Origin of the sequence: Pantoea phytobeneficialis, from assembly GCF_009728735.1 — a bacterium.
Classification (GTDB): Bacteria; Pseudomonadota; Gammaproteobacteria; order Enterobacterales; family Enterobacteriaceae; genus Pantoea; species Pantoea phytobeneficialis.
In genome coordinates this window covers 2,658,278-2,667,755 of record NZ_CP024636.1, presented here as the reverse complement: position 1 = coordinate 2,667,755, position 9,478 = coordinate 2,658,278, and the positions used below count along the sequence as shown (strand labels likewise).

At 56.8% G+C, this 9,478-nt stretch carries 7 protein-coding genes; 1 reads left to right on the top strand and 6 read right to left on the bottom strand.

Annotation, left to right across the window (positions count from 1 at the left end):
- Position 1 precedes the first annotated feature (1 nt).
- Positions 2-1,993, bottom strand: coding sequence for a transketolase (gene tkt / locus CTZ24_RS12370; RefSeq protein ID WP_208723670.1), 1,992 nt, complete (start codon positions 1,991-1,993; stop codon positions 2-4).
- A gap of 274 nt (positions 1,994-2,267) precedes the next feature.
- Between tkt and loiP the strand changes: the two genes are divergently transcribed.
- Positions 2,268-3,023, top strand: coding sequence for a metalloprotease LoiP (gene loiP, locus CTZ24_RS12365; RefSeq protein ID WP_208723669.1), 756 nt, complete (start codon positions 2,268-2,270; stop codon positions 3,021-3,023).
- A gap of 87 nt (positions 3,024-3,110) precedes the next feature.
- On the opposite strand, the gene CTZ24_RS12360 is transcribed toward loiP, so the two are convergent.
- From CTZ24_RS12360 to CTZ24_RS12340, 5 genes are all read right to left on the bottom strand, one after another.
- Entirely contained in the window at positions 3,111-3,521 is a 411-nt protein-coding gene (locus CTZ24_RS12360; protein ID WP_208725549.1) for a YidB family protein, read from the bottom strand.
- Positions 3,522-3,556: 35 nt separating this feature from the next.
- Positions 3,557-4,477 carry an agmatinase gene (gene speB / locus CTZ24_RS12355; protein WP_208723668.1) on the bottom strand — a complete coding sequence of 307 codons (921 nt, stop codon included), beginning with the start codon at positions 4,475-4,477 and terminating at the stop codon, positions 3,557-3,559.
- Positions 4,478-4,620: 143 nt separating this feature from the next.
- A complete protein-coding gene (locus CTZ24_RS12350; protein WP_208723667.1) occupies positions 4,621-5,841 on the bottom strand; it encodes an HlyD family type I secretion periplasmic adaptor subunit in 1,221 nt (406 codons plus the stop codon).
- Positions 5,838-8,018, bottom strand: coding sequence for a type I secretion system permease/ATPase (locus CTZ24_RS12345; RefSeq protein WP_208723666.1), 2,181 nt, complete (start codon positions 8,016-8,018; stop codon positions 5,838-5,840). The genes CTZ24_RS12350 and CTZ24_RS12345 overlap by 4 nt, the downstream gene beginning before the upstream one ends.
- Positions 8,015-9,466: a TolC family outer membrane protein gene (locus CTZ24_RS12340; protein ID WP_208723665.1), complete on the bottom strand. Its 1,452-nt coding sequence runs from the start codon at positions 9,464-9,466 to the stop codon at positions 8,015-8,017. Before CTZ24_RS12340 ends, CTZ24_RS12345 begins: the two co-directional genes overlap by 4 nt.
- Positions 9,467-9,478: the final 12 nt, after the last annotated feature.

The following is a 9,478-nucleotide window of genomic DNA, read 5'->3' as shown; positions in this document are numbered from 1 at the left end:
ATTACAGAATCGATTTCGCGGTTGCGACCACATTGGCAACGGTGAAACCAAACTCTTCGAACAGTTTCTCTGCCGGGGCTGATTCACCAAAGCGGGTCATACCGACGATTGCACCGTTCAGGCCGGTGTACTTGAACCAGTAATCGGCGATACCCGCTTCGATAGCCACACGCGCAGCCACTGCTTTCGGCAGGACAGATTCACGGTAAGCCGCATCCTGTTTGTCGAACGCATCGGTGGACGGCATGGAAACTACGCGCACTTTACGGCCTTCGGTGGTCAGCTGGTCGTAAGCACCGACCGCCAGTTCCACTTCTGAACCGGTGGCGATCAGGATCAGTTCCGGCTGACCGGCACAGTCCTTCAGCACATAACCACCGCGTGCCACATTTGCCAGCTGCTCAGCGCTACGATCCTGCTGCGCCAGGTTCTGGCGGGAGAAGATCAGCGCGCTCGGGCCATCTTTACGCTCAATGGCGTATTTCCACGCCACCGCAGATTCCACCTGGTCACACGGACGCCACAGGCTCATGTTCGGGGTGGTGCGCAGGCTCGCCATCTGCTCAACCGGCTGGTGCGTCGGGCCGTCTTCGCCCAGACCGATGGAGTCGTGGGTGTAGACCATGATTTGACGGATCTTCATCAGCGCCGCCATACGTGCCGCGTTACGCGNGTATTCCACAAACATCAGGAAGGTGGCGGTGTACGGCAGGAAACCGCCGTGCAGGGCGATACCGTTGGCAATCGCGGTCATACCGAATTCGCGCACGCCGTAGTGGATGTAGTTACCGGCCGCATCTTCGTTGATCGGTTTAGAACCGGACCACATGGTCAGGTTGCTCGGTGCCAGGTCAGCTGAACCGCCGAGGTATTCCGGCAGGATTTTGCCGAAGGCTTCGATGGCATTCTGCGACGCTTTACGGCTGGCGATTTTCGCCGGATTGGCCTGCAACTGCTCAACAAATTTCTGCGACTCTTCAGCCCAGTTGGCCGGCAGTTCGTTGTTCATGCGACGTTTGAATTCGGCAGCCAGTTCCGGGTGCGCAGCAGCGTAGGCCGCGAATTTCTCGTCCCATGCGGCTTCTTTCGCTTTGCCCGCTTCTTTGGCATCCCACTGAGCGTAGATGTCTGCCGGGATCTCGAACGGCGCGTAGTCCCAGCCCAGCTGTTTGCGGGTCAGCGCCACTTCGGCGTCGCCCAGCGGTGCGCCGTGGGAGTCGTGGGTACCGGCTTTGTTCGGGGAACCGAAACCGATGATGGTTTTGCACATCAGCAGGGATGGCTTGTCAGTAACGGCTTTGGCTTCTTCCACCGCTTTTTTGATGGCGTCGGCATCGTGACCGTCCACGCCGCGCACCACATGCCAGCCATAGGCTTCAAAGCGTTTTGCGGTGTCGTCGGTGAACCAGCCATCGACGTGACCGTCGATGGAGATGCCGTTGTCGTCATAGAAGGCAACCAGTTTGCCCAGCTTCAGCGTACCGGCGATGGAGCACACCTCGTGTGAGATACCTTCCATCATGCAGCCGTCGCCCATAAACACATAAGTGTTGTGGTCCACGATGTCGTGGCCCGGACGGTTGAACTGCGCAGCCAGTGTGCGTTCGGCAATCGCAAAGCCGACGGCGTTAGCGATACCCTGACCCAGCGGGCCGGTGGTGGTTTCAACGCCTGCGGTGTAGCCGTATTCCGGGTGACCTGGAGTTTTGGAATGCAGCTGACGGAAGTTCTGCAACTCGCTCATCGGCAGATCGTAGCCGGTAAGGTGCAGCAGGCTGTAAATCAGCATCGAACCGTGACCATTAGACAGCACAAAGCGGTCGCGCGCCGCCCATTGCGGGTTGGTCGGGTTGTGGTTCAGGAAGTCACGCCACAGCACTTCGGCAATGTCCGCCATGCCCATCGGCGCACCAGGGTGTCCCGATTTGGCTTTCTGTACTGCATCCATACTTAACGCGCGAATGGCGTTGGCAAGCTCTTTACGAGAGGGCATTTTCTACTCCAGGTCGGATTAATACTTCGCCACTCCTAACTTATTGTAATTAATCAGCTATCAGGCGAAGCAAGGAAAAAGTCGCACATCAATGTACATGAAAAACGGGGCAAAAGTACATGCTACGGGGTGCTAAATCTGGTGGTCAGAGGTTGCAATTCAGCTGCTGTCTGCTAGCCAGCGAAGCGCTTGCAGGCTATAAACAAAGCGTTTAAACACCGGCATCAAGTTCAGGTGTTTGTTTTTACTACCTTGTTACTCTGAGGATTCTGGAATGAAGATCCAACCGACCATCATTGCCTTTGGGATAGCTGCCTTGTTGAGCGGCTGTGAAGGATTCGACAACAATGCGTTGCTGCAATCCGGCGCGCAGGCGTATCAGGCTTATGCGTTAAGTGACGACCAGGTGAAGCAGCTGAGCGATCAATCCTGTGCACAGATGGATAAGGAAAATCAGCTCGCCCCGGCGAACAGCGAGTACCAGCAACGCCTGAATAAAATCGGCGCAGCGCTGGGTGACAACATCAACGGTGTGCCAGCTAACTATAAGGTCTATCTGACCAAAGATGTGAATGCCTGGGCGATGGCGAATGGCTGCATCCGCGTCTACAGCGGCCTGATGGATATGATGACCGATAACGAGGTCGAGGGGGTGCTGGGTCATGAGATGGGCCATGTCGCCCTGGGCCATACGCGTAAAGCGATGCAGGTAGCCTTCGCGACCACGGCGGCGCGTACCGCGGCAACCTCAATGGGTGGGGTCATTGGTTCGTTATCCCAATCGCAACTGGGGGAACTGGGCGAGAAGCTGGTGAATGCGCAGTTCTCACAAACGCAGGAATCAGAAGCAGATGATTATTCGTATGATTTGCTGAAGAAACGCGGCATCAATCCAATGGGACTGGCGACCAGCTTCGAAAAGTTGGCGCAACTGGAACAGGGGCGTCAAAGCTCGATGTTTGATTCACACCCCGATTCCGAAGCGCGCGCGCAGCATATTCGTGACCGGATAGCTGCCGACGGGAAATAATGCACCGTAGCGGCGCGATTTATCGCGCAATTCCATGCATCGTGCCGGAAAAGACGCGCGATAAATCGCGCCGCTACGGGAACCAGCCTAACGCTTGAACAGCTGATCGACCATCGACCCCAAATCCAACTGATTATCATGCAAACTCTGATCATCCAGTTGCCCCTGCGGCGACATTTTATCAATCAGTTGCGGCAGCAGAAGCGCCAGGGTGCCGGACGCGCCCTGTACATCGGTACCGAGCTTATCCGCCAGTGATTGTAACTCCGGCTGACCAAACGCCGACTGCATATCGCCACTGTCCACCGGCTGATTGTTGCCGGTGCCAATCCACGAACCCAGTACGTCGCCCAGCCCACCCTGCTGGAACTTATGCAGCAGTGCTTCAATACCGCCCTGCTCCTGCACCCAGCTCCAGATAGCCTGCAACTGGCCCAGCTGATTGCCTTGCCCCTGGCCGCCTTCTAACGATCCGACTAAATCATCCAGTAAGCCCATCATGACCTCCGAAGATTAATTGACCGTCAGTAAGTTTAGCCTTTATTGGCCGCCTGTACGTGCAGCATGTCCAGCGCCAGCGTCGCAGCAGCAAGTGAAGTCAGGTCGGCATGATCGTAACCCGGTGCCACTTCCACCAGATCCATCCCGACGATATTCATCCCTTGCAGGCCACGAATCAGCTTGGTGGCTTTATCGGTGGTCAGGCCGCCAATCACCGGCGTGCCAGTGCCAGGCGCATGGGCCGGATCAAGACAATCGATATCAAAGGTCAGATACACCGGCAGATCACCAACAGTGCGCTTCACTTCAGCCAGGATGTCATCGACACTGCGATCGTTAACCTGCGCCGCATCCAGCACGTTAAAACCGAGGCTCTTATCAAACTCGGTACGGATGCCGATCTGCACCGAATGGTGAGGATCGATCAACCCTTCTTTCGGCGCAGTGAAGAACATGGTGCCGTGGTCAAAGGTCGGGCCGTTGGAGTAGGTGTCGGTGTGCGCATCGAAATGCACCAGCGCCATTTTGCCGAAATGCTTGGCATGGGCACGCAGCAGCGGCAGCGTGACGTAGTGATCACCGCCGAACGTCAGCATACGTTTGCCGTTCGCCAGCAGTTTCTCGGCGTGGGCCTGCAACTTGTCAGACAGATCCTGGGAATCACCAAAGGCATACACCAGGTCGCCACAATCCACCACGTTCAGACGCTGACGCAGATCGAAATCCCACGGCCAACGGCAGCCTTCCCAGGCGAGGTTAGTTGAGATCTGACGAATAGCGCCCGGCCCTAAACGGCTGCCCGGACGGCCCGAGGTCGCTGCATCGAAAGGCACGCCGGTGATGACCCACTCCGCGTCGCTGTCGTAAGGTTGGAAGTTGACCGGGAAACGCATGAAACCGAAGGCGTTCGAAACCAGTGAGTTATCGTACTGATTGCCGAGGGTGTTATACATAAATCGTCCTCTTTATATCCTGAATCTGCGTGAGATTAGTTATAGGTGAAATATGACCAAAAAAAATCCCTTCCGCGTCGTTAAACCCGACGAGGAAGGGATTTGATGCGGCTGATTATCGCGAAGATTCTCGTCGGCTGCAATTAACGTTCGCGCATGGCCTCTTTGGCGCGGTTAAACGGTTTAATCAGATAATCCATCACCGTCTTCTCGCCGGTTTTGATATCCACCGTAGCAACCATACCGGGGCTGATTGAGAAACGTTTACCGGCTTTATTCTGCACATAATCATGATCGGTGCGGATATACACACGGTAGTAGTAAATCTCCGGCTTCACCTCATCCTGAATGGTATCCGGTGAAATGCTCTCCACCACCCCATCCAGCCCCCCATAGATTGAATAATCATAAGCGGAGATTTTCACCAACGCTTTCTGGTCCGGGTGAATAAACGCAATATCGCGCGGTGACAGGCGTGCCTCAATCAACAGATGATCATCCATCGGCACAATGTTCATCAGCTCCCCATTGGGCGGGATCACCCCACCGACCGTGGTTACCTTGATGTCTTTCACCACGCCACGCATCGGGGCACGAATGGTCAGGCGACTGACGGTATCCTCACGCCCACGAACCGTCTGCAACAGGCTGTCGGCTTCCGCCGTGGCTTTCGCCAGATCCTCACGCGCCTGGACATAATATTGCGAGCGCATATCGGTCATCTTCAGCTCAAGGTCGGATTTGTCACGCTGCAAACGCAGCACTTCGACGCTACTGGCCGCACCGGTTTTTGCCAGACGTTCGGTAATCGCCAACTCACGGTTAGCAAGGCTAAGCGATTGCTGGATCTGTGCGGTAGCATCTTTCAGTTGCGCGCGACGGGTTTTGAACAGGCGGGTTTCTGACGCAATCAGATCGGGAAATTTATTCAGCTCTGCCGGGAAGCTGAGCGGCAAATCGTTGACCTCGGCATTAAGACGGGCACTGGCTGCCAGCGCCGCACGATAGCGCGCCGCACTCTCCCCAACGCTCGACTCCGAGCGGATCGGGTCCAGTTTCGCCACCACCTGACCGGCTTCGACATGGCTGCCCTCGTGCACATAGATTTCGTCCAGGATGCCTCCCTCCAGCGATTGCAGCACCTGGTCATGGGAGCTGGGGATCACCTTGCCGGTACCGGTAGAGACTTCATCCAGCACGCCAAAATAAGCCCAGACGCAGGTGACCAGTAATAAAAAGAAGCTGATGACAATCAAGCGCACCGCACCTGAATAGTGGGTTTCTGATTGCAGATCGCCCGCCAGATCGTCCGAGGAATCCCCTTCTGCCGCCACCAGGCGTAATTTCGCAGGTAACTGTTTCATGGGTTAACCTCCGGGCGCGCATGGCTGGCGCGCGGTGGCGGCAACGCATTCTCTTTCGGGCTGTCCATCACCAGTTGTCCTTCCTTCAGCACCAGAATGCGATCCACCAGCGCGAGAATCGCAGCACGATGGGTGGCGACTACCAGGGTGCGGCCATTCAGCCACTGCCCAAGTCGTTCGATAAACTCTTTCTCAGTGTGATCATCCAGTGAGGCGGTTGGCTCATCCAGCAGCACGATATTCGGGTCGCGCAGCAGCATGCGGGCCAGCAGCACCGACTGGCGCTGTCCACCGGATAAGCCCACGCCCCCTTCCATCACCGGATGATCAAGGCCGAGCGGCAAACGATGAATAAAGTCAGCACCGCCGCTGACCACCAGCGCGGCAAAAATGGCGTCATCGGTGGCGTGTGCCGCCCCCATAGTCAGGTTTTCCCGCAGGGTGCCGTGGAACAGCCGTGCGTTCTGCGTCATCAGACCGACGTTGCGCCGCACATCTGCCAGATCGATATGCGGCAGGCTGAGGTTATCCAGCAGCAATTCACCGCCAATTAACTCCACGCCGCCAATCATCGCCTGCAACATGGTCGATTTACCGGCCCCGTTGCGCCCGAGGATGGCAATGCGTTCGCCCTGTTTAATGGTCAGACGGTTGATGCGTAGCGCGACGGTGAGCGTGTCGCTGTAGTAACGGAACATCGCCTCGTTAAACTGATAATTACCAAACAGCACCGGACAATGAATGCGGGTTTCGTCGGTGCTGTTCTCCACCGGCAACGTCATCAGGCCATCGAGACTGGTTTTCGCCGCTTTCACCTGCTGCCAGCGAGCCAGCACGCCGCACAGCGTCGCCATCGGCGCGATCATGCGGGATGACAGCAACGAGGCCGCCACAATCGCACCGGTGGTGATATCACCGTTAATCACCATCGGCGCACCAATCACAATCACCGTGGCGTACACCATCCCCTGAATGGTCACTCCCCAACTGATCAGCGAATGCATTGCCTTACGGGTTTCCACCCCGGATTGCGCGGTGATGCGGATGTAGCTGTTCCACTGTTGCAGGAAGCGATCCTCCGCCTGCATCAGTTTGATATCCTCCAGCCCCTGCACACTCTCCACCAGCACGGCGTTGCGTAATGTCGACTCCTTCAGCGCCTGCTGCGCCAGCTTCGACAGTTTTTTCTGCATAAACAGGCCCGGCAACACCATCAGGATCACCGCTACCGGTGCAATCCACGCCAGTTGCGGTGCAATGATCGCCATCACCAGCAAAAACAGCAGGAAGAACGGCATATCGACAATCGCCGTCACGGTGGTGGAGGTGACCATCTCACGGATCGCCTCCAGTTCGCGCAGTTGCGAGATAAAGGTGCCGGTTGAACGCGGTACGGCGCTGTTGCGCAGGCGCAACGCATGACCAAACACCCGGTCCGACACACGCATATCCGCCCGTTTGCCGAGCAGGTCGGTAACATGGTCGCGCCCGACGCGCAGGATATAGGTGAACACCACCGAAATAATCACGCCGATATAAAGTACATACAATGTCGGATAAGACTGCGCCGGTATCACCCGGTCGTAGACCTGCATCGAGAAGATAATGCCAACCAGCGCCAGCAGGTTGATCAGGAAAGATCCCAGCATCACATAGCCGTAGGGGCGCAGATCTTTCAGTACCAGGCGGCGCAGCCAGTCCGGCTTAACGGTTTCCAGGTAGCGATCGACCCGGCTGTCTTTGGCCGGGGCCAACGGGCGAAACGCCGCGGCAAAACGCACATCCGCCAGCAACGCGAGCAGGGAAAGCGGTGTGGGTTGCTCATCACCGGCAAAATGCACCCGCACTTCGTCCTCGCCATCAAAGGAGGTGATCACCCCCACCTGGCCATCATTCAGTTCGACCGCCAGCGGCAGCCGCCAGTGGGTCACCTGCCATTTCTCATCATCATACAATTGCAGCGATAAACCGGCCTGACGCGCCAGATGGCGCAGCGCCTTATCGCGCGTCTGCTTACCCTGCCATTCGCTGGAAGCCAGGATCATGCCCGGTGAGCAGGGTAAACGATAATGGGTGGCGATCTGGATGATCGCCGTTGCCCATCCCTGTAACGGCACACCGCCTTCAGCGTGATCGGGCTTTGCGCCTGGGGTTTCTGGAATCTGCATTTGCGTCATGGCTGAATCTCCACGGACTGGATGCGCTGATTATTCAGGGCGAACGCCGACCGCATATGCCCGGTGCTGTAAAGGCAATCGAGTTGCAGTGAGCGTAACTGACTGATGGTTTGCTGAAGCGTAAAGCGGGTCTGGTAGACCTCCTGTTCGGCGTTCAGCACGTCGAGCAGCGGGCGGGTGCCGAGCTGCAAATATTGGTCCTGGTAGAGTTGCTGCGTTTTCTCGCTTAGCTGTTGTTGCCGTCCCAGAATGTTGAGCGTCAGCGCCAGACTTTGCGAGGTATTCTGCGATTCACTCAGCTGTTGGCGTGCTTTAAGCCGTGCCGAGTTGACCGCCGCATTAGCCGCGCTGACGGCATTGGCCGCCGCATCACGACTGGCGGTCATGCCGCCCCCTTGATAAATCGGCATTTCGACTTTGACCCAGGCGGAATACTGGGTGCGATCCAGCGTTTCACTGCTGGCATAGTGATCGTTAAGGTAGTGGGTGACTTCCGGTTCCAGCGAGATAGTCGGCAGCATCTGCGCGTTGGCGTTATCCAGCTTGGCTTGCGCCTGGTTGGCCGCCGCCCAGGCTGCCAGCACCGCCGGAATCAGACGGTCTTCCGCCTGCGACGACTGACAGGAACGCATCAGCTTCGCGGGAAAATCATCGCTGACTTTATTGACCGTTGCCCAGCCGAGGTAGGTTGCCAGCGTGGCACGCCAGCGATTCAGATTGGCCTGATATTGCGTCAGGGTGGTGCGCGCCCCTTCAATACGGGCATCGGTTTGCGTGGCATCAGAAAGGGAAGCCGCCCCTTCGTCATTACGCTGTCTGGCTAAATCGCCAATTTTATTCAGCGACGCCAGTTGTTGTTGTGCGATGACCACCAGTTGCTGATAACCCTGTACTTCAACCAGCGCGGCTGCCGTGTCATGCGCCACGGTATCAATGCTGACCAGCACGTTGGCCTGCTCTTCCGCGACGCCTGCTTCCGCCGATCGCACCGAGCTGCTGACTTTGCCGAAGTCATACAACATCTGCGACACCGACAGGACAAACGAGGGGCTGTAGCCTTTTTCGGTGTAAGCGTTGGAGTAGCCATTATTCATCCCGGCACTCACCTGCGGATAATATTTTGCTTTCGCCACATCAACCTGATTGGCCTGCTCCAGCAGTTTTCCTACCGCTTCGGCAATATCGGGATGCCAGTGCACCGCTCGCTGCACTGCCTGATTGAGCGTCAGGGTGTCCGGGATGTGGTTTAACGCGGGTTCGGCAACTTCGCCGGTTAATGAAGGTAGATCCTGCTGTTGTGTCAGACCCTGAGTGGTAATGCGTCCGGCCCTTGTCAGGGCGTCATCGGCCGCGTTTGCTTGAGAATTACTGAGAAAAGCGATGCCAGCACAGAAAACGCTGAGCTTCCAGGAACGGCGATATATTGCGCTTGATTGCATCAGGTCCATCGATACTCCACC